Raw genomic sequence first — 22,487 nt, forward strand, 5'->3', positions numbered from 1 at the left:
AGGCCGAGCGCGGCCATGACTTCGATCAAATCGCGGGACGGGTTCTTCGAATCCGCGGCGGTCCAGACTTCCGTGCCGGGTGACGGGGCGCGGCGATGGTGGACCAGCGCAAACGGCTTTCCGGAATCGATCCGGAGCACGGCCGCATCGAGGGAATCAAGGCCGTCGTGGGCTTCGGCAAAACGCAGCTTACAGCACCGCGCCAAATCGGGCGGCTCGAGTTGGAGCACCGCCACGGCCCGGTCGAGCCCACGTGGCCACTGTGCCAGCTCGATCTGGTGAAACTGCCGATGGGGTTGATCACGTGCCGTCATGTCTGCGTCTTGCCGAAGATCCGACTCTCCGCCGTCGCCCTCACGACTTTCCATCAGTCTCGCGCAGGGCTGCCTTGATCTTCGCCACCAAGTCTCGGTCGATCCACCGCTCCGTGTCCGGCAACTCGCGCCAGGCTCTCAGGTCGTCGTGGCGCTTCTTGTCGTTGTTGCGGTCCGGGCTGTATTCCCAGCCGTCGAGCCATTTCTCCGCGCACCAGCGGACGTGTTCCATCTTGGCGAGTAGCTCGATCTGCGAGGTCGACAGTTCCGGCCCTGAGAGCAGGGCTTCCTCTGACAGCTCGAGCGTACGCAGCTTGATGCGGATGTGGTCGGCGGCCTGGCGGTTCGAATCCTTGAGATAGTCAGGAAGCTCGGCCCATGCCTTGTGCCCCGGTTTGCTTCCGAAATCCGCTTTCTTCTTTTCTCCCTCCAAATAGAACTGATGCAGGCGGCTGGCGAGCTTGTCTTCCGCTTCGTGGAGCAGCACGTCCCACGCGTAGATGTCCTCGATCATGCCAAATGGATGAAGGTGCCGGACCGTCGCCTGATCCGACGGCGGGAACAGCGCCGCGTATCCGCATCGCGTCGATTGGAACACCAGCGTTTGCACGGCCGCGTCGACGTGACCGGCCAGTTCGATGCTGAGATGAAGATTCACGCGGTCATTCTCGGCACGCTTGTCGGGTTCACTGTGCGGTTCGAGGCACACGGCATAGGTGACACGCGTGTTGGGCGTGTTGCCCAGAGCTGCCATGATGTCGGCGAAGCTCGTGCCACTCGGATCGTGCGTCTGGAATTCCGCCACACAAACCTCGTCGAGATGCTTCTGTCGGCTCTTGAACTCCGTCCAATTGGACGGATCGTGGTCGACGATCGTGATGCGCGGCAAGATGTTCTCACCGACCTCGTTGGCGAAGTGGCAAAGGCGCGCGGCTTGGAGCATGAGCGCACGGCCCATGAGACCGAAGCCGATCACGACCAGGTGTACGATTGTGTCATCGTGCTCACGAACCGGCTCGGTGTCGAGGCCGTCTCGCACATCCAACGCATGGTGGTTGAGCGCCAGACGCGCCGCGGTGGCGTGGTAGTCGAGATCGCTGAGATTCACCCGATAGCGCGGCGCCGAATCATCGCGCGGAGCGAGGTGGGTCCCAGTCGGGATGAGTTTGCTGCCTAACAGCACATCACGCGTCTTCGGGTTCCGAATCAGGAGCCGCACGAGCAGGGGATCGAGGCTCGCCGGCCGCCGGGCAAGCAACTGCCCGGCCAGCGCGGCGATGGCAGTGTTGGTATGATCGTCGGCGCAAGCAGCCACGAGGCATTCCGCGCCGGCCACACGAGCGCGCCGCAGCGTCGACTCCTCGCACGCGTTGCCTTCCAGCACCAAGACGCCGCCCCTCCGTGCTTGCTCAAGCACCGAGGCATTGCCGCTCTTCTCGATGGCGACCACGAAGCGGCCGCGACGCCGTCCGTCCAACGCCAGGCGCGGGCCGAGGTCGCCAAGGCCACAAATCACCACGTGGTCGTCCCACCAGCGCAATCGCCGGCCGAGGTCGCCAAGACCGCAAAGCACCACGTAGGCCCGCCACCAGCGCAGACGCAGCCGCACGAGGAGCCACTCCTGGCGAAAGAAGCCGAGGAAGGCCAAGAAGCCCGCGAGAAACACGACGACCACACTGAGCGCGCGCGCAGCATGCAACTCGGGCGGCACAGCGTGATCGAGATGGGGCGCGTGAAGGATCAGCAACTGCAGCGCGTGATAGGTCGCCGAGGCGAAATCCGCGTGGCCATCGTTCTGGGCCTGCTCGTAGCGCGCGTGTCCGAGAAACCCGAGCCCCAGCACTCCGAGCGTGCCGAGCGTGATGACCCAAAACATCCAGCCGTGCCGCCAGTCGTTGTTGCCGGACGATCCGTGCTCCATAGCTCCTCCGATCAGTGCAATCGGTGTCCATCCGTGTTCATCGGTGGTTTCATTCCCCGGGCCGACATCAGAAACTCTCGAACGTCACCCTACCCTGCTGATGACCCAGCGACGTGGGTTCCGTCGTGCCGGGTTTACGATTGCCCGCGTGCACCCACGCGATCGGCAGGCCACGGCGGCGAGCATCGGTGACCACGCGGCCGGTACCGTTGTCGAGTTGTCCGTCCCACACCGCAATCAGCACGTCGCACTGATCGAGCACATAGCGGCCCACCGCGTCGTACGCGACGCGCCGCGACGGCGACGGCGGTAGTTCGATCACTCGCTCGGCTCGCTTCAGCAGCTCGTTGAACTCGCGCTTTGAAATCGCGTCCTCGAAGTCGTTGAGGTAGTCCGCCTTCGGGAGCGGTAGCGGCACGATGAGCTGCGCGTGGCGTCGCGCCAGCACGCGCTCCGCCACTAGCCGGTCCGCTCCTTCCGCCAACGGCGAGACGATGATCAGCGGTCGTTCAGCGAACGCGCGTTCGATCCGTTGCAACGCGGCGTCGATGCCGGCGTTGATCTTGTCCATCTCCGCCAGGATGCGATGGCCGGTGACGCCGATGCGGCAAGGCGGTGGTTTCATCATCTCGATGCGCTCGACGTCGGCGTGCGATAGCTTTCGGCCAACTCCCTCCGTAACACCCTGCTTCACTCAGATCCCTTCCGGCGGCTCGGGCTTCTTGGTGATCAGCCGCTTCCAGAACGGCAGCGCCTACCAGGCCGCGAACCGGCAATGCTCACCAGGCGCTCGGCGTCAAGACCTCGAGTGAGAACTGACGGTGGCGGCGCCGTATCAGGTTGAAGTCATCGCGATTGAAAGTGAACACCGTCGCCCCGAGGCGTCGGGCGCACAGCGCGATGAGGATGTCGTTGAGAAGTTGCTGTGTCTTTGCCTTCACATGCGGTTGCTTGCGGGTCATTCGCGCGATGAGCTTGCCGGCGTCGCTCCAATCCTCAAAGCTCGGCACAATCACGCGCCCGACCCTTCGCAGGGTCCCAATGTACCGGTCCACCAGACCCAGCGCGACCTTGTCCAACGCGCCGGCGTACAGTTCCTCGGCAACGACCCCGGAAAGGTAGGTGTTGAAGAGCAGCGGAAAGAAGCGACGCTCAAACGCCTGACGCCCCGCGTCGGAACGCATGGCCTCCAGATACACGTTGGTATCGAGAAGCCACTTCACTCCGGCGCCCGCTCCAGATCGGCAAATCGCCCGCGCCCCTGTCGGATCAAGCGTCGCAGAGCGGTTGCTGTTTGGCGGTTGGCAATGGCTTCCTCGAGCGCGCAGCGAACCGTTTCCACATCGCTGGAGCTCTTCATCGCTCGGCGTGCTCGCTTGAGCAGCGTGTCCTCGATTTTCAACGCAGCATGCTTGTTCCGCGGCATCGTCACACCTCTCGTACCGTCGCGATCGACGGGCGTGAGCAGTCTACTGCCTTTGAAACTCCAGCTCAATCGGCTCCGACGGTCCCCCCCCTGACACCCGACACCGGTCCTCTCTCAGTGCCCCAGCGGCGGCTCGGGCACATGCTAATCCCCGGCCCCGGGTGCGGGCTGTGGGCGGCCAGTTGTGGTATGAAAGTCATCAGCAGGAGGAGCCGCATGACAGACCAGGCGCTGCTGGGACGCATTACGTTCAACGCAGACATTTTCGGCGGGAAGCCGATCATTCGCGGGATGCGCATCTCGGTTGAACTGATTCTGAGTCTGCTGGCTCAGGGAGAGACGCCTGAAGCGCTCCTGGCCGACTACCCAGACCTCGAGTCGGCGGACATCCGTGCCTGCCTCGCGTATGCGCACGCCGTCATCGCACACGACTCCCTTGATGCGGTAGAGACGGCAAACAAGTGAAGTTCCTCGTCGATCGCTGTGCCGGCCGCCGTCTGTCCGACTGGCTGCGTGCCGAAGGGTACGACGTTGTCGAGACCCGCGAGCGCGGCGGCGACCCTGGCGATGCCGCCATCCTGAACTGGGCCGCTGACGACGGCCGCGTACTCGTCACGATCGATACGGACTTCGGACGAATCGTCTTCGCCCAAGGCGCGCGCCACTGTGGTGTTGTGCGCTTACCCGACGTCCCTGCCGGCGTGCGCATCGCATTGATGGCGCAGGTGTTGAAGCGGCACTGGGGAGATTTGGAAGCCGAGGCGATCGTGACCGTGCGCGGCGGGAGAATCCGAATCTCCCGGTCTTCGTGACGCCTCTGAAAGATTCTCAGATTGAACCTAACGGCCAACACGCTAACAGCGTAACAACCTGCCCCTCTCAGATTCCGCTCGGCGGCACCGGCCGCTTCGTGGTCCAGCGCCTCCACAGCGGCAGCTTGCGCCACTCGGCGAGCTTGCGTTGGTACTCGATGGCGCGGCGTCGATGCCCGCGGTGATCTCGTCCATCTCCGTCACGATGCGATGGCCGGTGACGCCGATGCGGCACGGTGGTGGCGGTGTGGGCTTATCGTTGGCCATCACGGAGCGCGGTGGGTCACGGCGTCTTGCCGCTCGCGAGCTTCCCGAGCACTCGGACGGTTGCGGAGCCTGCCGCACAAGTCCACGCGCGCGTTTACGTGCCTTGCTACAAAGAATCCACAGCCGCAACCATCACTGAACGGTGGCAAGGTAGGCATCGGCTGTGCTCTTCACGTCCTTGTCGCTGGTCGTGTCCCGGACGCGGCGGACAGCTTCAATTACGGGGGCTGCTCTCATTTCTTTCACTGGCCCCTTGATCAGCGCATTTTGAATGTACGGAGTCTCTTTGCGGAGAACATCGGCAACGTACGAAGCGCAGCGGTCCCCTTCGAGCGCGACGAGCGATGAGACCAACCCCAGCACTTGGTAATTGCCGACATAGCGAATTCGGTCGATCGCCTTCTTGATCACCTCACCGGCATCACGATCACCCCACTTTACCAAGAGATTGGCCACCCATTGGAACTCGGCCGGGTCGGCCATCTTGAGCTTCTCACGCAGTGCTGGAATCGCTTCGCGGAAATCAAGCTTCTCAAGAGCAGCGCCAAGGTTCGATCCGAAGGATCCCGTCACGCGCGTCTTCATGAGCTTCACCATCGCGTTTCCCACATCTGAACGCATGGTAGGCGGCGAGACTGTCGACAGCGCCCGGAGTAGCTCCGCGAGTTCGGTCTCTTCTACGGCAGGAAGCAGACCGATCATCGCACGCGTCGCCTCCTCTTGTACCCGCAAGGAATCGATCACACCTAGGAGAGGCGCAAGGCCTGCGGCAATCTGGCCCTGCCCACTTCCAAGCTTGAAACCGGATATCAGGCATCGCGCCTTGCGTTCCGGAGGGAGCGAACTTTCTCTGATCGCAGACAGCGCTTCCGCCCTTACCGCCTGGCTTGCCGCGCCAAGCCCCCGCTCACAGAGCGCATCGAGGATGGCCTTCAAAGTCGTCTCGTCATCCACCGCCCGCTGACTGATACGGAGCAAGGCGACGATCTTCCACGGCACGTCGTTTGCCGTCGGCTGTCTTAGCAATTCGATCAATGGGGGTATTTCTCGACCGTGCAGCTTCTCATTGAGCCCCGTCCAGACACCAGGCAGATTTTGGCTGCTCATGCTCCCACCATAGCCGGGCTGCGTAACCACCGCAGCCACAGCTTGTTCGACGGTTGCACGGTCACTCCTTAATGCCGGCTTCTGGGGCGTCCCTGAGTCTTCGCCCGCCGTGGGCGCTGTGGGAACGGTCGGCTCGCGCTCCTCCTGTGTAGGAGCTGGAGTCACCGTTACGGTGGGGCTCCTTGTCTCGGTCGCCGTGCCAGTAGGGCTTAGAGTGTGCGTCGGCGTATCCGCGGCAACCGGCGACGGAGTCACCAACGGCGGGGGGCCTGGACCACGGCCACCCCGCATCAGGTACGCGGCTGCTGCTACCAGGACCAACGCGGCAACCGCTACAAGTATCCACAACCACACTTTCGGTTGGTCTGGCGGTGGGGGCGGCGGGAATGACTCCCGGATGGCGGCGATGAGCCGATCGATATCAGTTTCGAAGTCGAGGCCGCCGCGAATCTCGATCGGGATGAGGTCTGCCAGCCTTCCCAGTTCCTCGGGAAGCTCCTCCTTATGCGGTCGCCTGCCCCCAGGTATGAGGACCGTGATGATGGGAATCTTCCGATCGAGTGCGCTTTGCAGTTCCCCACGCACGAAGTCCTCTGCGTCGGCCAGGCCCCGCTGGCGCTCCGGCCGCTCCGGGTCCTCTCCTTCGCGCCAGCCTGGACCGAAGATGCATAGCAAGACGATGCTCTTTTCCAGGTTTTCGGCCATCCATTCCTGGAAGGTCTTCGGACCACCGCGCTGGTAGGTATCAATGGCAATCGACCAGTCCGGGAACGCGCGCGCTAGGCGATCCCGTATCCATTCCACGTGAGGCTGCGCTTGTTCATGGCGACGCCACGAGATGAAGACAGTCGGCTTAGTGTCGGTCTTGTTCGGCATATCAGTTCGGCCTCGCTGCGCTTGGGCGGACTTTCCAGACCGCTTCACGACGGTATGCCATAGCACGCCTGTGGCGCTCTATTGCAACAGGGGCCGAAGTCGCGGCAGCCGAAAAATCTCGATCCGGCGGCTGTCCAGCCCGCGTGCGGAGTAGCGCCGATGCTGCTCTGTCAGCCGCTCGTAGAACGCGGTGACCCAGCCGCTCTCGTTGTCCGCCCGGGAGTAGGAGAGGAAGAGATGATGCATGGCTCAGCGCTACGGCTTGGCGGCGGATCGGCGCGGCTTGGTCGCGTGCGGATCGTCCGCTGCCGCGAATACGATCTTCTTTCCGGCCTCCTTGGCAAAATCCGGATAGTGGCGGATCGCATCGCGGTCCTTGTTCTTCTGCACTTCGGCAAGCTCCGCGAACGGCAGCAGGCAATCGTGACGCTTGTGGTCTTCGTCCTTCTTGGCCGCGTAGCGCCAGCCCTGTTGCAGATGCCACTGCATCCAACGGTGGTGTTCGGCTTCCGCCAACAGCTCCAAGTGATATTCGAGATGCTGGCGCACGGCCGCTTCTTCGTCTGCCGCCCAGCGGCCGCTGGCAAGGCGCAACCCGACGATGTCGAGAATCTCGGGCATCCGCCCCGCCGCTTCGCGGTTCGACTCGATCAAGAACTTGCCGAGCCAAGGCGGCTTTCTTTCTTCCGGGTCCTTCTGCTTCTTGTTGTACTTCTCAATCGCCGCAGGCAGGTCCGCCATCTCAGCGTCCAGCCATGGCTTCAGCCACCCGCCCTTGCGGCCCAGTTCGCGCCAGACCCGATGAATCGCCGGGGCTACAGCCGCCACGTCGGCCTCGCTCATCGGCGGGACCGTCCGCGCGGGTTCGGCTCCGTCGCACTGGGCGAGAAAACCGGTTGCGTGGGTTTGCATGTCGAGTTGACCGCGCGGGGGCAACAACGACCGCTGCAGGCGCCCCGGTCGCGCCGCCTGCAAGGGTTGCAGGATCTTGTCGAGCGATCGCGCGCCATGCCTGTACCTCTCGGCCCGCAAGAGCGCGCGGACCAGCGCCTCGTCGATGTCCAGCTTCTCGTCTCGCGCGCAGCCGAGCTTGGAACGAATCATCAGCGCGCGGCTGATAGGGAAGGTGAGGTCTTCGAGATCTTCCCTGAAAGAGTAGCCGGAGATGGTTTCAGTGATCTCGTTATTCCCGTTCGAAACTGCACGCTTTGATTTGCCGGCCTTCTTGTCGGGTGGCGCTACAACCATTCTGCGGTTCGGGCCGACGACGTCGAGATAGGCATCGAGACGGCTCCTGAAGTCTGGACCCTTGGCGAGGACAAACTCGCGATGAGCCTTGCGCTCGTCATCGAGCGCGTCCTGCGAAGGCGCCGGTGGGCCGAACGTCTCGAACGTCAAGCTCGTCGCCCCCGCGAACACGAAGATGCACTTGCCGAGCGTATGCGTGAGTTGGCCTTGCTGAAACTTGCCGTCTTGCATCGGAGCCAGCAGGTACTGCAGCCACCGATAGTGCTGTGAGTCGAACTCGTCGAAGAACGCCACCGGCAACTGCTGCTGGAGCACGCGATCGCGGATCTGGTGGAACGCCCCGTTCAATTCGGCCAAGGTGTCGAACTGCGACAAGTTGAATTCCAGCCAGCGTTGCTTGCCCAGCAACGCCTCTGCCAGCTGCGACACCGCGAAGGACTTGCCGGAACCCGGCGGACCGAAGATTCCGATCGAGAGCGGGAGCTTGCCTTTGTCGTGATCGCGATAACGACAGATGAGTTGATCGAGCGTGCGCAAGGATTCGATTTCGTCACGATGGACGGCGATCAGGTTACCGATGCCCACGTGCGGAACGTCGTAGAGGGCAATCGGTCCGTTCAGCAAGACCAGCCGGGCCAGCTCGTAGGCGGGCTGGTCATCCGTCCTTTGGCGGCAGCGCTGCGAGTCAACCAAGAGACTCCACGCCTGCGAAGGGCCCATGCCCGCCGATTTTGGTGACGCCGGCGCCGACTTCGGGGCGGAACCCGGAAACTCGGCCCGCGAGAAGCGATAGCCGGGATCCTTGATCACGGCCGCGAGCCGCTCCGCGGGAAAGCCCGCGCCCGGATGACTGACCGAGCCATGGCCCTTTTCGCGCAGATCGCGCATGGCCGACAGGCCTTGCTCCAACGCTGCAGCGAAGTCTGGGGTCTCGAGGTTACGCGTCATCTGCCACGCCACCGACGCAGCGAGGCAGGAGAGAAAGCCGAAGGCGGTCCCTTTGATCTGGCGCGCGTGCTCTCCCTCGATGGCCGCAGCGTCGTACACGAACTGCACACGACACGCGTCGATCGCGTTGGCGGGTGTGGTCCGCTCACTGAAGTCGAGCCAGGCCGCTCCCTCCGATTCGAAGATGACGAGCAGGTGCCGGCAACGAGTGAGCGGCTGCAGGTCCGAACTTTCCCGCAACTCGCGCAGCAAGCTCTCGATGGTCGCTTCCCACGAAAGTCCGGCGCTGATTCGGGCGGCCGACTTCCGCAGCTCGCGCGCGGACACAATCACCACCAATCGCTTGGCGTGGTTCGCGACCAGATCGCGCCAGAGCTGACCCGACGCCACCGGGGCGGCGGTTTTGAGGACGATCCAGCGGGCTTCGCCGAGTTCCAGGTCCTTCCAGCAGTCGGGCTGCTCGCGAAACCCCATGCCGCCTTCCGAGAACACGATGATCTTGGGTTGTTTGGGAAACCCCGCGGAGTGCCGCGCCGTGGGCCACACCGGCGAAGGGAGAGTGGCACCGGTTTCACCGAATCCCATCGCCTCGCTCACGCGCCAGTACTGCTTGCCCTCCGGAGCGTCCTGCGGAAACGGCCGCCAGAACGCGTAGGCGTGGTGGCTGCTGTCGGCTTGTGCAGGTTCCTTGACAGACTCATACGAGGCCCATCCGCCCGCTGGTGGCGGCGCCTGCTTCTTGCCGTCGGCCTGCTCCTTCTGCCCCAGGAGTTCCTTCAGCAAGCAGTGGACGACCCGCGCGCCCCCGACTTCGCGGACGTCATGCACGCCGCGGCTCAACGAATCGCCGTAATGCTTCCGGCGTCCTTCGTAGATGTGTCGATCGATCACGAAGTCGCCGCCGACCAGGATGCTCCCTTGGTCATCAGCGGCGCCCGCCCGGTCATTCCGGTGCGCACTGCCCTTGGCTTTGTTGGCTTGGTGAGGATACCGCTTGGTGCGACTCATCCCGTCCTCGCTTGTCCGGCGGATTGGAATTGCCGCCGGTGGGACCGGTTGTTACTTCAGCCGACCGTCCGAACGCAAGCGCCGACGGCGACGTCACCTGCGTGCGGTGCCGCGCGACGCCGCAAGAGCGGTTCGTGAGCGGCCAGTCCGGGCCTGCGAGCGGATTGTCAGCGAGAACTCGGAGCGACTTCCAAGGCCAAGGCAAACACCAGGGCGCGCTTGATGTCCATCAATGCCTGGCGCGGCAACTGGCCTAGCCGACGTTCGAGCCGCACGGTCGGGAGGGAACCAACCCCTTGCACGTTCGCCGCCCCGTCGCGCCGGCCGTACGAGCGCAACACAGTGTAGCGGCTACAACACCCTCTGATCGGCGGCAAGCCACATCGGGAGCGGCGCTCACGATCGCGTGTTTGCCGTCAACGGACCCGGCTCGCGATGCGTTCGAAGTGCAGGCGCGCCAGTCGGTCGCTGTCGTCGAGCACTTCCAGCCCCTCCTTCCGCAGTTGCTCGGCCACCAGCACGCGGGGCTCGACGCGGACGGCATCGCAGCGTTCGAGGGCGCCGCCCACAAAGACGAACCGCCACTCGCACCACGGCCGGCGCTCGTCGACGTAGTCACCCCAGAGAGACTCACGGTCTCGCAGGTACAACACGGGCTGGCACTGATCGCAGAACGCGTACGCCGTGACCTCGGCAGTCAGCGCGACGGGATCGGCGATTCGCCGCGCCGACAGCACGAGCTTGTCCCCCTCGGCGAGGTGGACCGTCTCGTCATCTCTCTCGGCCGGCCGGTAGAGGCGCGCGCGATGGACGACATATTCCGCCATCGTGCATTCCAGATCCTTGGTTTGCAGCGAGCGCAGCACATGTCCCGCGGCACACCACGGCGCATCGTCGCCGTGGAAACGGATGGTGTCGTACATGCCCATGTCGATCTCCGTTCGTGTGATCATCAATGTAGCGCGGCAGTGGCAGCGCGTGAACGGCGCATCCACAGGCGTCGGAATTCCGTTGCACGTCCTGCTGGTTGCCGGTTGGCGCTGCTTCGCGCTACACCGGCGCGCATGTGGAGGCGATTCTTTTCACGCGGCGGCCGGTGCGGTGGCGACACCCGCGAGTTCCGGGCGCCACGTGGTGATTGTCACGCCCGGACGTATCCTGAAGCTGCAACCGTGTCCGCTACCCGGGTCGATGCCGGCGAGTCAGGTGCAGCAGATCGAAAACCTGATTTCCCCGGCGGTGAAGCGGAACGTCGCTGCAATCGCGCACACCGAACTGACGGCGCTGCGGGAATCCGTGATCGAGGATCTCCGGTATTTCGGACGGAAGGTGGGGCGCCTGATTCTCAAGGAGGCTCGCAAGCAGCTCACGGCGGATCCGCTGGCGGAGACGGGACAGATGAAGAGCCTCCGTCCGAATCCAGTGGCGCAGCGAGAGCTGCGTCTATTCGGGAAATGCCGCGTGCTGTTCAATGTCGAGGCCGCGCGCGGCATCGTCGATGTGGTCCTCGTCGGAGAGAAGCGAGGCAATTCGCTCATCGTGCAGGGAAAGGAGTTCGTTGCGCACCATGAAAGTGATTCCGCTCAGTGAAGCCAAGGCGCACCTCAGCCGCTACGCGCGCGTGTGCCACCCGTTCGGGAAGGTCGAGATGTGGTCGAGGGGCACCGGGAACCGTGCGACGGGGGCTGTGGTGGCCGCGTCTTCGATGACCGTTTCCAGCCCCCGACGGAGCGCGCGGAGGGGGAAGCGCGACGGCCCGGCGTCAATGGCCGCGACGTCCGCCTCGCGCCTGTGCCCTGGATCACTTCGCGGCACTCGCCGCTTGCCGCGTCCCACACCCGCACCGTCCGGTCATCTGACCCGCTGACGACCGCGCTCCCGAATCAGACTTGGTGAGAGCGACGGGCCGCGATCTCTCGGCTGGCCACGACCAATTCCCGGAAGTGCCGTGCCATAAAGAGCACCTTGGTGCCGTCACGCCGCTTCATGGCCAGTGCGACGCTGCGAACGGCTCGGTACAGTTCCATCAAGTCGTCGACCGCGGGCAGCGGGCCGTCGGCAACGAAGGCATTGGTCAGCGCACGCATGACGCCCTCTGGTGTCCCTTCGTGCACGAAGGGGTCGAAGCCGTTCAGATCGCTGAGGCTCTTTTGCAGCCGATACGCCTTCGCCTCGAAGACAAACCAGCGGTGCGTATCGGATAACTGGCTGAGGCCGACGGCCAACCCGAGCTCGAACGGCATATTGAACCGTGGGCAGCGCGGCGGCTCGTGCGACCGCTCAACGCGCGACAGATCGTGAATCGAAGCGTCACAGCTCTGCAGCAACTGGACGATCCGATCCAGGCGATTCCATGCCCGCGCCTGCGGCGGAATCTCGAGCACACACCGCGGGTCGAGACCCAGGCCGGTCAGTCCGGCGATGAAGGCCAAATACAGGCGTTCGAACTTCGCATCGTAGGGGATGTTCAGGAAGACGGTGGTGCGGCGCTTGGGGCCAGCGGTCATCCGCGATGGGAGGAGTCGGCGCCGGTTCAGGCGTCAGGCAGGCCGCGCTCGTTTGCGGGCGAGCGACCGGGACCGCGGCGCTGTGGTCCCGCGCCCCTGGCGTTCGCCATTCTTCTTGGTCACCGCGTCCACGAGCTTCCGGATCCGGCGCAGCTCCGTGGCCGAGACACCGAGCAGACGTGCGGTCTCTTCCGTGGAGGGAGGCGACGTCTCAATCAAGAACGGCTTCGGATGCGCCATGGATCACGTATACGTCTGGTTGAGTGTCGGGTCAACGACGCGTTGGCGATGGACAACCTCGAGAACCGCGTGTGGCAGATGACGCATCGCTGATCGTTCGGACGATCCTCCGTGTTTACGCTCGGCGTCCTCGGTGCCTCTGTGGTTGGCTTCCTCCTGACCATCAGCCACCTGCGATCAAGCGATATGCCCCCTCTGGCTTTCCACTTTCAACTTTGGACTTTGGACTGTGTTCCATCCCGATTCAGGCGCGACCGTTCGGGAAGGTCGAGCTGTAATCGAGGGGCACCGGGAACCGCGCGACGGGGGCTGCGGTGACCGCGTCTTCGATAACCGTTTCGAGGCCACGACGGAGCGCGCGAAAGGGGAAGCACGACGGCCCGGCGGCAATGGCCTCGACGTCGCCCGTGCCCTGGATCACTTCGCGGCACTCGCCGCTGGCCTTATCCTGGTGGAATGGAGAAGAGGCCGAAGAGCGGATGCTCCCGCGCAAAGGCGCCATGCCGCAAAGCAGGCGAGGCAGGAGCCGCTGCCGTGGCTGCCGAAGCCACCACCCCCCGGGCTTATGCCGCTCTGGAACGGAGGTAGTCCAGGCTCCCGGGTACATCGCGCACGATGCGTAAGAGCGCATCGTACGCGACGCTTTGAACCGCCCGTTCCGTTTCCCAGCGCGCGACGAGGTCTTTGTTGACTCGGAGAGCGCGTGCTAATGCCGCGGCGCTCAGCCCGAGTTCTCTCCGCAGCGCGCCGATCTCCGTGGCAGCGAGCAACCGGTGCTTGCGCCGATAGATGGCCTGAGCGGAACGGAAGAGCAGGCGAGCCTCCGCCAGCGTGAACAGACCCTCTCCGCAGCGAGGGCAGCCAAGGTGAGCGACGTCGCGTACCTGGATCGGCTCACCGTTGATGGCTAGCCGTACCTGTCTGCGTGTCGGCTTCATCGCCGTGCCGCACGAGGGGCAGGTGTCATCGTCGGGGCGTCCCCCGGCCCCGCGCCGGTTGTGCCTATTGTTTGTCGTCTTCATGGAAGGAGATGACCACACAGTCGGAACGAAGGGCGAGCTTCAAATAGACGGGAATACCAGCAACTTCTGGTTTGAAGACGTACAGCCATTCCGGTGAGGTCTGAGACCGCAGCCGTTCGCCGAAGTCGTCGCGGGTCAGCTCGGACAGGACGAGGCACACATCGTCCGGATCGAGGCTCAGGTCGAGCGCCGCCAGCTCCACGAGTGCCTTGTCCGTTAGCCGGACGCTGCCCGATGCTGCGAGAGTGTGAATGCGATTGAGAACCTTTGAAAGCCATCGAGGCATGCACCACAAGCATCGACCGGCACACAGAATAGCTCAGGTTACCGTCTCGCAGCAACCTCGCATTCTGTCGGTCCTCCTCGTCGTAAATGCTGGTATCGAGAAGAACCTTCGTCACGCGACGCCGAAGATGTCGGTGAATCCACCGACGGCCTTCACGCGACGGTGGGGGCGCACGATTGCTTCTTCGGCGAGCACGAGATCGAGCGCACGTTCCACCGTTTCCCGCTGCGTCTTGGTACGCAGGATGCGGCGGGCACGATCGATCTTGGTCTGGCTGAGGCGGACGACAGCGGCTTTCGTGGTCATGATGAGACGCACGATATTGCGGTCGGCAAGTTCTGCAACCCGGCAGCGCAGCGGCCATCGCCATCGCCGCACGGGCGCGCTGCGGTTCGCCATCCAGACCCAGGGTGGCCACAGTGACTATGTCGAGTGGCGCCAGCGCACGCTCGGCACGCTCTCCGTCGACCGCGCGACGGCCCGGCGGCAATCCCGGACGACAGTCGCGGCTACGGGCGTGTTATCTTCAAGCGTCCCGCGACCCGCTCTTCTGCCAGAAACTCATACGGCAGCCTGACGCGTAGCCCGTAGAACTGGCCGCCAAGAAGATCGGCGAAATCTTCGCGATCCAGCGTCAGCAGCGTTCTTGAGCACGCAAGCGCGGTGAAGAGAATCGGGCGGTCCTTGCTGGCGGCGAAGATCACTGGGCGATCCAGGGAGACGATGTCATCCACGATCATGAGCTGCGGTCGCAGGCGCAGCCATTCCACCGTCCCAGCAGCGGGCAGCTTGGGGAGGTTTCGAATCACCTCGTTGATTGCATAGGCGCTGCTCACCAGCGTCCATCCGGCCGCTGGCGCGAGATGAAAAATCGCGCGCGATGATCCTTTGGCAGAACCGCACGCCGCCAGCAGTACGCTTGCGTCGAGAAAGACCTTCACTGTCCGGCAAGGAAACGGCGGTAGCCTGCCTCGTCATCGGCGATCCACCGTTCCATTTGCTCGCGGCTGAACTCACGCGGCGGCGGCAACGGGCCACTCTCCGCGCGCAACCGCGTCGCGAGGAACAAGAACAGCTCTTCCTGCTGTTCCGCCGGCAGCGCGTCGGCGGCGGCTTCGATCTCAGCAAGGGTGCTCATGCGAACGAAGTAGCACGCCTGCGCCGCTGGCGGCAAGGCTTGAGGCGGTGCGGTGCAGTGCAGTGTTTGTCGATGAACTCGCGCATCGCTGATCGTTCGGACGATCCTCCGTGTTTACGCTCGGCGTCCTCGGTGCCTCTGTGGTTGGCTTCCTCCTGACCATCAGCCATCTGCGATCAGCGATATGCCCCCTCTGGCTTTCCACTTCCAACTTTGGACCTTGAGCTGTCTTCCAGCGTGATGATGTACAGGTGATTCGCGCTCGTCCCGATTCAGGCGCGACCGTTCGGGAAGGTCGAGATGTGATCGAGGGGCACTGGGAACCATGCGACTGGTGCTCCGGTGGCCGCGTCTTCGATGACCGTTTCCAGCCCGCGACAGAGCGCGCGAAAAGGGAAGCGTGACGGCCCGGCGGCAATGGCCGCGACGTCGCTTGTGCCCTGAATTACTTCGCGGCACTCGCCGCTCGCCGCGTTCCACGCCCGCACCGTCTGGTCATCAGACCCGCTGGCGATCGTCGTGCCGTCGGCGCGGAGTCCGGTCTTTGGGCGGCCCTCTTCGTCCGGAGCTCCGCGTTTACGCGACAAACAGGACGCGCCGCGCCTGGTCGGGCTTGCGCAGTCCGATTTCGACGTCGAGCTGTTGTCCCTCCGCCCGCGCCTTGGGTCACCCCTGTCGGCTGATCAGCCGCTCGTATTCGTCGTGGGGACCGATCCAGACCCAGATGAAGTCGGCGCCGTCTTCGACCGCGAGGGCGCGGTGGGTAAGACCGGCCCGCACTGACCAGAGCTTGCCGACTTTCTTGAAATGGAGAGACGGATGGGCAGGATTCGCGCGCAGGAGTTCGAAATTCTCTCGCGCCACTCGCTGAGCTGACTGGGGCAAGCCAGCCAGGCGGGCCCAGAAGCGCGCGGTGGTGCGATGCATTCAGAGATCCCTGAGTTTGCCCTTCGCTTTCTCGTCGCCCGCTTCGCGGATCAGAAAATCGAGTCTGCCAGCCTGGGAGTCCGCCTCGATCTGCCGATCCCACCGCTCCCAGTCCTTCTCCGAGAGCCAGCGAAACAGCTCGCCGAGCTCCTCGGCGGGAAGCTGCTCGATTTCAGCTTTGAGTTCCTCTACGCGAGACATCCGAACCTCCGTCCGACTCAAACCATACTGGAAGCACCCTCGGGCTTCCAGTGTCCGCAGCGGGACTGGTTGGCGGTGAATGCTGCAGGTGCAGAGCTGTTCTCCCTTCGTCCCGCCGTACGTCCGCAACTCCACTTCCAAGCTTGGACCTTAGACCTTGGACTTCGGACTCTCTTCCCCCTCCGGCTTTCCACTTTCAGCTTTCGGCTTTGAGCTGTCCTCCAGCGTGATGATGTACAGGTGGTTCGCGCTCGCCCCGACCCAGGCGCGACTGTCTGGGAAGGTCGAGATGTGATCGAGGGGCACCGGGAACCACGCGACGGGGGCCGCGGTGGCCGCGTCTTCGATGACCGTTTCCAGCCCCCGACGGAGCGCGCGAAAGGGGAAGCGCGACGGCCCGGCGGCAATGGCCTCGGCGTCGCCCGTGGCCTGGATCACTTCGCGGCACTCACCGCTCGCCGCTGATTGAACTCGTTGAGCTGAACTCGTTGAGAGCTTGCCGAATTCCGATTGTGGCGGTACCGTACTCCTTGTGCGCATCTATCTGAACACGAGCGCGCTGAGCCGGCCGTTCGATGATCTGTCTCGCAGCCGAGCGCGTCACGAGGCAGAAGCCGTGAGCATGGTCGTCGCCGCCATTGAGGCACGACAGGCGGAGCTGGTCGCATCGGAGTACTTGGTCTTCGAGCTGAGCCAGCATCCTGATCAAGAGCAAGCGCAGCGGATCGCGACCCCACTGCGGCTGGCCAAGACCATGGTGAAAGCCTCCGCTTCAGTAACCCTGCGAGCCCGCACCCTGGAGCAGTTTGGCCTGCGCGGATTAGATGCGCTGCACATCGCCAGCGCTGAAGCTGGAAAAGCGGATCTGCTCGTTACGACGGACGACCGGATGCTGAAGCGGGCGACGCGTGCGCGCGCCATGCTTCACGTGCGAGTGCTCTTGCCGGCAAGTGCCCTGGCGGTCATCTCGGAAGGAGGATCCCATGAAGAGTGAGCGATTGACCGATGCGCAAGTCCGCGCCCTCGGGTGGGAAGCCTTGGTGGAGAAGCTCGGCCCCACGGGCGCGTTGCGGTTCAGCATCCAGACCCAGGGTGGCAACGGCGACTATGCCGAGTTGCGCCAGCGCACGCTCGGCCCGCTCTCCGTCGACCAATTGCTGGCCCGCATGCGGTCGTCGTCGAAGACGGCCCGCCCCCGCCCGCGTCGCAGGCAACGGCCCTAACAGCGTAACAGCCTAACCCCTTAACAACCTGTCCTCTGATCTATTTTCGAGGCTGATGATGTACAGATGATTTGCGCTCGCCCCGACCCAGGTGCGACCGTTAGGGAAGGTCTTGATGTGCTCGAGGGGCACCGGGAACCACGCGACGGGGGCGGCGGTGGCCGCATCTTCGACGACCGTTTCCAGTCCCCGACGGAGCGCGCGAAAGGGGAAGCGCGACGGCCCGGCGGCAATGGCCTCGACGTCGCCCCGGCCCTGGATCACTTCGCGGCACTCGCCGCTCGCCGCGTGCCACACCCGCACCGTCTGGTCCGCAGCCCCGCTGACGACCCGTTGACGCATTTGGAAGCGTCGCGCTGTGTCCGTTGCGGACCTCTGTGATATAGTTTGAACGGCAGTGGAGGAATACGGATGCCGGCCCAGACCATAGAAGCACGGCTCCACGCGCTCGAACGAGAGGTCACCCAGATCAAGCAGCTGCTGCAAGGCAAATCGGGGTCGGGCGACCCGTGGTGGGAACGCATCGCTGGAGCTTTTGAAGACGATCCAGTCTACCAGCAAGCGATGAAGCTCGGACGGCAATACCGCGAATCCTTGCGGCCGAAGGGGCGCGAGCCTCGCGCGAAGAATCATGGTCGTCCTCGACACCGACCATCTTAGCCTGGTGGAATGGCGGGCGGGTTCGGACGCACGTTCGCTTCGTGCCCGACTGCGAGGAGTGGACCCCGCGTCAGTTGTCTCGACCATCATCACCTTCGAGGAGCAAATGCGGGCTGGCTCGCGCAGTTGGCGAAGGCGCGGACGATGGCGCAGCAAGTCGCTGCCTACAGCCGGCTGAGCCGCCACGTCCGCACGTTTCGCGAGGTGCCATTGCTGGAATTTGATGAGCGGGCTGCCGTCGAGTATCAGCGCCTGCGCAAGCTGCACCCCAGGACCGGCTCCATGGACCTGAAGATCGCCGCCATCGTCCTGATCCACGGCGCCACGCTCCTCACAAGAAACGCGGCTGACTTCGGCGGAATACGTGGCCTGACAATCGAGGATTGGACCGGGCTCGCGTGACGCAAGGCCGAGCCGCCGTGCTCGCTCGGTGTCCTCGGTGTCTCTGTGTTTGCCTCCCCGCTGAGCCATCAGCCATCTGCGATCAGCGATATGCTCCCTCTGGCTTTCCACTTTCAGCTTTCGCCTTTGAGCTGTCTTCTCCGCCCTCGAACGTGATGATGTACAGGTGATTCACGCTCGTCCGACCCAGGCGCGACCGTTCGGGAAGGTCGAGATGTGATCGAGGGGCACCGGGAACCGCGCGACGGGGGCTGCGGCTCCTACAGTCACCGCGTGCTTGAGCCGCCTCGCGGAACTCGGCTATGATGTCGTTCAGATGAAGGTCTTCCTCAGTTACGCCACTGTCGACAACAAGTGGGCGAGTCAGCTCCGTGAGCGGCTTGCCCACGCGGGTCTCGATGTGTGGGACCCGAACCGCGAGGTTCTTCCGGGCCAGGACTGGTCTGGGAAGATCAGCGGAGCCCTGCGCGACTCCGATGCAATGGTTGTGCTGGTGTCACCGCAGGCCGCCGAGTCCGATTCAGTTCGGCGCGAGATCGAGTACGCACTCGGGTCGCCGCGCTATGCGCACCGCCTGATTCCCCTCGTCATCCGGCCCACGAGGAAGCTGCCGTGGATCCTGGAGCAGCTGCAGATGGTCCCGCTCAACAATAACATCGAGCGAGCCGCCCGAGCGATCGTCAAGCGACTGGAGCAGGGCACTGAGCGCGGCAAAGAAGCGCGGGCTGCGGCCCACTGAGATCTTTCTCGCGCATTCCGCCCGCGACGTCGTCTTCGTCGCGGGGCTTGCCGAGCGGCTACGCGCCGATGGGATGCTCCCGTGGTACAGCGAGCGGCATATCGTCGGTGCGCGGCAATGGCACGACGAGATCGGCCAGGCCCTTGAGCGCTGCGATTGGTTCGCCGTGGTCCTCTCGCCATCGTCGGTGCGATCGGAATGGGTCAGACACGAGTTGCTCTACGCACTGGGCGAGGCACGTTACCGGCGCCGGATCGTCCCGATCCTCTACCGGGCTTGTCAGGTCACTCGCCTCTCGTGGACCCTGCCAAGCTTTCAGTACATCGACTTCACAAAGGGATTCGACCCTGGCTACGCGGCTCTCCTTCGGGTCTGGGCGCGCGCATCAGCCTCCACGAGTGCGCGCCCATATCGGAGCCGCTCAAGGTGAGCCGATCGGAAGGGACCCGCTTGTGGCAGATGGCATATGGCTGATCGTACGGACGACAGTTCGTGCGCTGGCTGGGTCTCCTCGGCGACTCTGTGTTTGCCTCCTCGCTGGACCATCAGCCATCTGCGATCAGCGACATGCTCCGTCTGGCTTTGAGCTTTCAGCTTGTGGCTTGTAGCTCTCTCCGAGCGTGATGATGTACAAGTGATTCGCGCTCGCCCCGACCCAGGCGCGACCGTTCGGGAAGGTCGAGATATGATCGAGGGGCACCGGGAACCGCGCGACGGAGGTTGCGGTGGCCGCGTCTTCGATGACCGTTTCCGGCCCCCGACGGAGCGCGCGAAAGGGGAAGCGCGACGGCCCGGCGGCAATGGCCTCGACGTGCGCCTCGCGGTCGCCCGTGCCCTGGATCACGTTCCGCTCGCCGCTCGCCGCGTCCCAGACAGGCATCGTGTTGTCCAGAGGCGCGCTGACGATGGTGCGCCGTCAGCGCTCGGCGTCGACGGGCTGAGGTGCCACGGCAGCCCGAGCGGGTCGATCGCATCCTCAGTGGCGTTTGCATTGTCCACGAGGCCTCCCACGCCCTGAATACGCTCGTGGGCAGGGGTGGGAGGAAAAGCGAGGGCCGAGAACACATCGGCGGTGAGTACGGTGCGATCAGCGCCGGTGTCCACGAGGAACTCAGCCGCCAACCACAATCTGTCACGGGTAGCGACCTCGCCACGGATCACTGGCCGCTCGATGCCATCGTCGCAGAGCAACCATTCCCCGTTAACCCGCATAGATCCGGGCCACCTTCTCACGCGGGATGTAGCGAACGAAGCTGCCATCGTCGTCGGGATGCACCACCTTGGCTAATGCGCGGGCTTCTTGCGGTGTGTCCGCCACGAACAATTCTTCGCCCGCCACGCAAATGTACTTCCCGCGATAGCGCGAATAGATCTCCGGAACATGCTCCTGCAGCCAAGCGGCGTTGCGATCGAAGCGCTCGCGTTGTGCCCGCGCTTTCGCAAGTTCCGCGGGGTCGGTGACCTCTTCCATCACGACCGAGCCATGATTGTCTGCCATTGGACGCCCTTCTTCTTTTCGCATTCTACTGGCCGACCGTTATTGAAAGCAATCGCGCACATGATCGAGCGCCGCTTCCTCGCGAACGCCCCAGCGCAGGTCGATGGCCTGAAAGCGGCAGCCATGCCGTGCACACAGCTCCCGCAGACCTGCCCTGAGCGCAGTCGAACGGGCGCGGGAACACGTCGCGCTGCAAGGCGTCGCGCTCACGCTTGAGGTCCGTGAATGTCGAGCTGACGAAGACTCGAATGACAGGCCGGCGGCGGGGTTGTGCGTTGTCGTCTTCAATCATCGAGAGTCAGCCTCAAGCAGCGTTTGGACAACCTGCGTCCCGCCCGCGGCCCAGCACAGCCGCCACTGCGAGCTCGGCGGCGATGTGCGCGCCGGGCGAGTGGGAGGCGCAAATCCGCACTCCGCTTTGGGGCGTGTTCCGTTCTGCGCTCATGATCTTGACTTCGAACGTCTTCTTGTTTCACTCCGCCCACAACGCTGACAACGGCACGAGCCACAGTTGATCGCCGGACGGTACAACCTGGTCACCCAAGTAAAGCACGATGCCGGCGGCGAACCGTTTGCGCAGTTGATCGCGCAAGGCGCGCAGCGCCGCGAAATCGGAGGCATCCACCGTGGCGCTGGCTTTGACTTCTACGGCGGCGATCGACCCGTCGGCCTTTTCCAGCACGACATCCACTTCCGAGCCGGTCGCCGTGCGAAAGTGGCACAGCGACGTTTGCGGATCCGTCCAGGAAATCTGCTTGTGGAGTTCGCCCACGACAAACGTCTCCAACATTCGCCCCAGCAAGGCGCGATCCTCGGTGAGCCGCCGGGCATTCGCGCCGAGGAGGTGGCAGGCCAAGCCGGTGTCCACCAGATGTAGTTTGGGCGCTTTGACCAGACGCTTGCCGAGGTTCGGCGACCACGCCGGCAGCCGATGAACCAGGAACACCGTTTCCAGCAGCGACAGGTAGCGCGTCAGCGAGGTGTGCGGCAAGCGGGCGTCGCGACCCACGTCGGCGAGGTTCAGCAAGCCAGCGGCCCGGGCCGCCAGCAGCTTGAGCAGATTCGGCAGCGCGTGTAACGCGTCCACCCGCGCCAGATCGCGCACGTCTCGTTGCAGAATCGTGGAGATGTAGGACGCGAACCACGCCGCCCGGCGTCCTTCATCTTTGCGCGCGACTGCTTCCGGGTAACCGCCGCGAGCCAATCGGACCGCAAGCTCATTCTTTGCGGAAACCAATTTCGCCTTGCCGACCGTGCCATCGAACAGGCGCTTCAAGAAGCCCTCGCGTTTGCCTGCGATTTCTCCCACCGAAAACGGAAACAAGGGAACGACCTCCATCCGCCCGGCCAGCGATTCCGACAACCGTGGCAGCGTCATCACATTGGCCGAACCAGTCAGCAGGAAGCGACCGGGCCGGCGGTTCTTGTCCACCGCGAGTTTGATGGCGGGAAACAGATCGGGGGCTTTCTGAATTTCATCGACAACGACCGGGCCAGACACGTTGCGAATGAACCCGGCCGGATCGCCGGCCGCCAACGCCAGCGTGGCGGCATCGTCGAAGGTGAAGTATTGCGCCCCGGTCTCTTCCGCGATCGCGCGGACCAGCGTGGTCTTCCCGGTCTGCCGCGCGCCGTTGAGCAGCACCACCGGCGTGTCGGCCAACGCCTGCCGAATCGAGCCTTCGATGCTCCGCCGAATCACGGGGAGATATTCACC

At 64.0% G+C, this 22,487-nt stretch carries 32 protein-coding genes and 1 pseudogene; 9 read left to right on the forward strand and 24 right to left on the reverse strand.

Annotated features, from left to right (window positions below):
- Positions 1 to 95: 95 nt before the first annotated feature.
- Complete coding sequence (locus HY699_15175) at positions 96 to 392, forward strand: hypothetical protein (protein ID MBI4517146.1); 297 nt, start codon at positions 96 to 98, stop codon at positions 390 to 392.
- Here HY699_15175 and HY699_15180 read toward each other — a convergent pair.
- From HY699_15180 to HY699_15195, 4 genes are all read right to left on the reverse strand, one after another.
- Positions 355 to 2,235, reverse strand: a complete 1,881-nt coding sequence (locus HY699_15180; GenBank protein ID MBI4517147.1) for an NAD-binding protein — start codon at positions 2,233 to 2,235, stop codon at positions 355 to 357. The two genes, HY699_15175 and HY699_15180, sit on opposite strands and share 38 nt — an antisense overlap.
- A 67-nt stretch (positions 2,236 to 2,302) precedes the next feature.
- On the reverse strand, positions 2,303 to 2,929 hold the full coding sequence (locus HY699_15185; GenBank protein MBI4517148.1) for a hypothetical protein: 627 nt from the start codon (positions 2,927 to 2,929) through the stop codon (positions 2,303 to 2,305).
- An 85-nt stretch (positions 2,930 to 3,014) separates the two neighbouring features.
- A complete protein-coding gene (locus HY699_15190) occupies positions 3,015 to 3,434 on the reverse strand; it encodes a PIN domain-containing protein (protein ID MBI4517149.1) in 420 nt (139 codons plus the stop codon).
- Positions 3,435 to 3,454: 20 nt separating this feature from the next.
- On the reverse strand, positions 3,455 to 3,661 hold the full coding sequence (locus HY699_15195; GenBank protein ID MBI4517150.1) for a hypothetical protein: 207 nt from the start codon (positions 3,659 to 3,661) through the stop codon (positions 3,455 to 3,457).
- A 216-nt stretch (positions 3,662 to 3,877) separates the two neighbouring features.
- Here HY699_15195 and HY699_15200 point away from each other — a divergent pair, with 216 nt between their 5' ends.
- Together HY699_15200 and HY699_15205 are read left to right on the forward strand one after the other, a co-directional pair.
- Entirely contained in the window at positions 3,878 to 4,126 is a 249-nt protein-coding gene (locus HY699_15200; GenBank protein MBI4517151.1) for a DUF433 domain-containing protein, read from the forward strand.
- Positions 4,123 to 4,473 (forward strand): DUF5615 family PIN-like protein, encoded by a 351-nt coding sequence (locus HY699_15205; GenBank protein ID MBI4517152.1) that lies wholly within the window; start codon positions 4,123 to 4,125, stop codon positions 4,471 to 4,473. The genes HY699_15200 and HY699_15205 overlap by 4 nt, the downstream gene beginning before the upstream one ends.
- Positions 4,474 to 4,872: 399 nt before the next feature.
- Here HY699_15205 and HY699_15210 read toward each other — a convergent pair whose 3' ends face one another.
- From HY699_15210 to HY699_15225, 4 genes are all read right to left on the reverse strand, one after another.
- Positions 4,873 to 6,723, reverse strand: a complete 1,851-nt coding sequence (locus HY699_15210; protein MBI4517153.1) for a TIR domain-containing protein — start codon at positions 6,721 to 6,723, stop codon at positions 4,873 to 4,875.
- A 255-nt stretch (positions 6,724 to 6,978) separates the two neighbouring features.
- Entirely contained in the window at positions 6,979 to 9,171 is a 2,193-nt protein-coding gene (locus HY699_15215; GenBank protein MBI4517154.1) for an AAA family ATPase, read from the reverse strand.
- A 923-nt stretch (positions 9,172 to 10,094) separates the two neighbouring features.
- Positions 10,095 to 10,268, reverse strand: coding sequence for a hypothetical protein (locus HY699_15220; GenBank protein MBI4517155.1), 174 nt, complete (start codon positions 10,266 to 10,268; stop codon positions 10,095 to 10,097).
- A 75-nt stretch (positions 10,269 to 10,343) separates the two neighbouring features.
- Positions 10,344 to 10,856 (reverse strand): hypothetical protein, encoded by a 513-nt coding sequence (locus tag HY699_15225; protein MBI4517156.1) that lies wholly within the window; start codon positions 10,854 to 10,856, stop codon positions 10,344 to 10,346.
- Between the two features lie 277 nt (positions 10,857 to 11,133).
- Here HY699_15225 and HY699_15230 point away from each other — a divergent pair, with 277 nt between their 5' ends.
- Positions 11,134 to 11,517 (forward strand): hypothetical protein, encoded by a 384-nt coding sequence (locus HY699_15230; GenBank protein ID MBI4517157.1) that lies wholly within the window; start codon positions 11,134 to 11,136, stop codon positions 11,515 to 11,517.
- A 293-nt stretch (positions 11,518 to 11,810) separates the two neighbouring features.
- Here HY699_15230 and HY699_15235 read toward each other — a convergent pair whose 3' ends face one another.
- The 10 genes from HY699_15235 to HY699_15280 form a co-directional block, all read right to left on the reverse strand.
- Positions 11,811 to 12,434 (reverse strand): hypothetical protein, encoded by a 624-nt coding sequence (locus HY699_15235; protein MBI4517158.1) that lies wholly within the window; start codon positions 12,432 to 12,434, stop codon positions 11,811 to 11,813.
- Between the two features lie 484 nt (positions 12,435 to 12,918).
- Positions 12,919 to 13,176: a hypothetical protein gene (locus tag HY699_15240; GenBank protein ID MBI4517159.1), complete on the reverse strand. Its 258-nt coding sequence runs from the start codon at positions 13,174 to 13,176 to the stop codon at positions 12,919 to 12,921.
- A gap of 61 nt (positions 13,177 to 13,237) precedes the next feature.
- Positions 13,238 to 13,612: a type II toxin-antitoxin system MqsA family antitoxin gene (locus HY699_15245; GenBank protein MBI4517160.1), complete on the reverse strand. Its 375-nt coding sequence runs from the start codon at positions 13,610 to 13,612 to the stop codon at positions 13,238 to 13,240.
- Between the two features lie 64 nt (positions 13,613 to 13,676).
- Positions 13,677 to 13,982 carry a type II toxin-antitoxin system MqsR family toxin gene (locus HY699_15250; protein ID MBI4517161.1) on the reverse strand — a complete coding sequence of 102 codons (306 nt, stop codon included), beginning with the start codon at positions 13,980 to 13,982 and terminating at the stop codon, positions 13,677 to 13,679.
- Between the two features lie 111 nt (positions 13,983 to 14,093).
- Complete coding sequence (locus tag HY699_15255) at positions 14,094 to 14,381, reverse strand: hypothetical protein (GenBank protein ID MBI4517162.1); 288 nt, start codon at positions 14,379 to 14,381, stop codon at positions 14,094 to 14,096.
- Positions 14,382 to 14,491: 110 nt separating this feature from the next.
- Positions 14,492 to 14,923 carry a hypothetical protein gene (locus tag HY699_15260; GenBank protein ID MBI4517163.1) on the reverse strand — a complete coding sequence of 144 codons (432 nt, stop codon included), beginning with the start codon at positions 14,921 to 14,923 and terminating at the stop codon, positions 14,492 to 14,494.
- Positions 14,920 to 15,120, reverse strand: a complete 201-nt coding sequence (locus tag HY699_15265; protein MBI4517164.1) for a hypothetical protein — start codon at positions 15,118 to 15,120, stop codon at positions 14,920 to 14,922. The genes HY699_15260 and HY699_15265 overlap by 4 nt, the downstream gene beginning before the upstream one ends.
- A 666-nt stretch (positions 15,121 to 15,786) precedes the next feature.
- On the reverse strand, positions 15,787 to 16,047 hold the full coding sequence (locus HY699_15270) for a hypothetical protein (protein ID MBI4517165.1): 261 nt from the start codon (positions 16,045 to 16,047) through the stop codon (positions 15,787 to 15,789).
- Entirely contained in the window at positions 16,048 to 16,248 is a 201-nt protein-coding gene (locus HY699_15275; GenBank protein MBI4517166.1) for a hypothetical protein, read from the reverse strand.
- 150 nt (positions 16,249 to 16,398) lie between these two features.
- The gene (locus HY699_15280; protein ID MBI4517167.1) at positions 16,399 to 16,686 is read right to left on the reverse strand and encodes a hypothetical protein; all 288 of its coding nucleotides are present in this window, start codon (positions 16,684 to 16,686) and stop codon (positions 16,399 to 16,401) included.
- A gap of 94 nt (positions 16,687 to 16,780) precedes the next feature.
- Here HY699_15280 and HY699_15285 point away from each other — a divergent pair, with 94 nt between their 5' ends.
- A complete protein-coding gene (locus HY699_15285; GenBank protein MBI4517168.1) occupies positions 16,781 to 17,242 on the forward strand; it encodes a PIN domain-containing protein in 462 nt (153 codons plus the stop codon).
- Entirely contained in the window at positions 17,232 to 17,471 is a 240-nt protein-coding gene (locus HY699_15290; protein ID MBI4517169.1) for a hypothetical protein, read from the forward strand. Before HY699_15285 ends, HY699_15290 begins: the two co-directional genes overlap by 11 nt.
- Before the next feature lie 12 nt (positions 17,472 to 17,483).
- Here the strand turns inward: HY699_15290 and HY699_15295 are convergent, their stop codons facing one another.
- Positions 17,484 to 18,053, reverse strand: a complete 570-nt coding sequence (locus HY699_15295; GenBank protein ID MBI4517170.1) for a hypothetical protein — start codon at positions 18,051 to 18,053, stop codon at positions 17,484 to 17,486.
- Positions 18,054 to 18,102: 49 nt separating this feature from the next.
- On the opposite strand from HY699_15295, the pseudogene HY699_15300 reads away from it, so the two are divergent.
- The 3 genes and pseudogenes from HY699_15300 (at position 18,103) to HY699_15310 (ending at position 19,702) form a co-directional block, all read left to right on the forward strand.
- A pseudogene (locus tag HY699_15300) lies at positions 18,103 to 18,533 on the forward strand (type II toxin-antitoxin system VapC family toxin).
- Positions 18,534 to 18,810: 277 nt separating this feature from the next.
- Positions 18,811 to 19,272 (forward strand): toll/interleukin-1 receptor domain-containing protein, encoded by a 462-nt coding sequence (locus HY699_15305; GenBank protein MBI4517171.1) that lies wholly within the window; start codon positions 18,811 to 18,813, stop codon positions 19,270 to 19,272.
- Positions 19,259 to 19,702, forward strand: coding sequence for a toll/interleukin-1 receptor domain-containing protein (locus HY699_15310; GenBank protein MBI4517172.1), 444 nt, complete (start codon positions 19,259 to 19,261; stop codon positions 19,700 to 19,702). Before HY699_15305 ends, HY699_15310 begins: the two co-directional genes overlap by 14 nt.
- 129 nt (positions 19,703 to 19,831) lie before the next feature.
- Here the strand turns inward: HY699_15310 and HY699_15315 are convergent, their stop codons facing one another.
- The 5 genes from HY699_15315 to HY699_15335 all read right to left on the reverse strand — a co-directional run bounded on the left by HY699_15315 (position 19,832) and on the right by HY699_15335 (position 22,472).
- Positions 19,832 to 20,152, reverse strand: a complete 321-nt coding sequence (locus HY699_15315; GenBank protein ID MBI4517173.1) for a hypothetical protein — start codon at positions 20,150 to 20,152, stop codon at positions 19,832 to 19,834.
- Entirely contained in the window at positions 20,113 to 20,484 is a 372-nt protein-coding gene (locus HY699_15320) for an aspartyl protease family protein (protein ID MBI4517174.1), read from the reverse strand. Before HY699_15320 ends, HY699_15315 begins: the two co-directional genes overlap by 40 nt.
- Positions 20,474 to 20,770: a hypothetical protein gene (locus HY699_15325; protein MBI4517175.1), complete on the reverse strand. Its 297-nt coding sequence runs from the start codon at positions 20,768 to 20,770 to the stop codon at positions 20,474 to 20,476. The genes HY699_15320 and HY699_15325 overlap by 11 nt, the downstream gene beginning before the upstream one ends.
- 25 nt (positions 20,771 to 20,795) lie before the next feature.
- Positions 20,796 to 21,062, reverse strand: coding sequence for a DUF4062 domain-containing protein (locus tag HY699_15330; GenBank protein MBI4517176.1), 267 nt, complete (start codon positions 21,060 to 21,062; stop codon positions 20,796 to 20,798).
- A 180-nt stretch (positions 21,063 to 21,242) separates the two neighbouring features.
- Complete coding sequence (locus HY699_15335; protein ID MBI4517177.1) at positions 21,243 to 22,472, reverse strand: ATP-binding protein; 1,230 nt, start codon at positions 22,470 to 22,472, stop codon at positions 21,243 to 21,245.
- Positions 22,473 to 22,487: the final 15 nt, after the last annotated feature.

This window comes from Deltaproteobacteria bacterium, assembly GCA_016210005.1.
In the GTDB taxonomy this organism is placed as follows: domain Bacteria; phylum Desulfobacterota; class Binatia; order HRBIN30; family JACQVA1; genus JACQVA1.